The following is a 517-nucleotide window of genomic DNA, read 5'->3' as shown; positions in this document are numbered from 1 at the left end:
TTAAATTTACACAGACAATCATTATTGTATCGTTTAAGAAAAATAGAAAGTTTAACAAAACTATCTCTAGATAATCCAGATGATGTGTTTTTGTTAAACATAAGTATTAAAGTTTGGTTGACCGGTGTCTTAAAAACAAAAGAAAAAGAAGATATAAATTCACAATCTTAGCCTAGTTGCTAAGATTTTTTTATGGGGAAATAACAAATTACGAAGATCGTCGAAAAGTTTTTTGTTAAATCGCTGAATACCAAAGTAAATCTACTGCTGAATTATGTTTACACGCCAAATTATAGCAAATTAACGCACTTCCGCAAGAAGTCACCCTCTTCAAGCGTGTGAAGGGCGTAGCTTAGGCGGTAGGGGGAGATGAATTTTGGTTGGCGATAGCCAAAACTTCTTCCATATGATATAATGGGAACATATATTCCTTTGAGGGGGGGTGATTTGATATGGCTAAACAAAATAAAGCGTATAAGTTCCGATTATATCCAACAGATGAACAGGCCTTGATGAT

1 protein-coding gene and 1 pseudogene are annotated in these 517 nt (G+C 34.0%); both read left to right on the top strand.

Annotation, left to right across the window (positions count from 1 at the left end; translation table 11 throughout):
- Positions 1-171 (top strand): helix-turn-helix domain-containing protein (locus tag ACPYKA_RS18280; RefSeq protein WP_479543639.1); only part of this gene is annotated, 171 nt, incomplete at its 5' end.
- Between the two features lie 281 nt (positions 172-452).
- Positions 453-517: pseudogene (locus tag ACPYKA_RS18275) on the top strand (helix-turn-helix domain-containing protein); the annotation flags it as partial.

The organism is Pseudogracilibacillus amylolyticus (SeqCode) (assembly GCF_051918545.1).
GTDB lineage: Bacteria > Bacillota > Bacilli > Bacillales > Amphibacillaceae > Pseudogracilibacillus.
The sequence above is the reverse complement of the archived record's forward strand: the minus strand, read 5'-3'. Positions and strand labels throughout refer to the sequence as shown.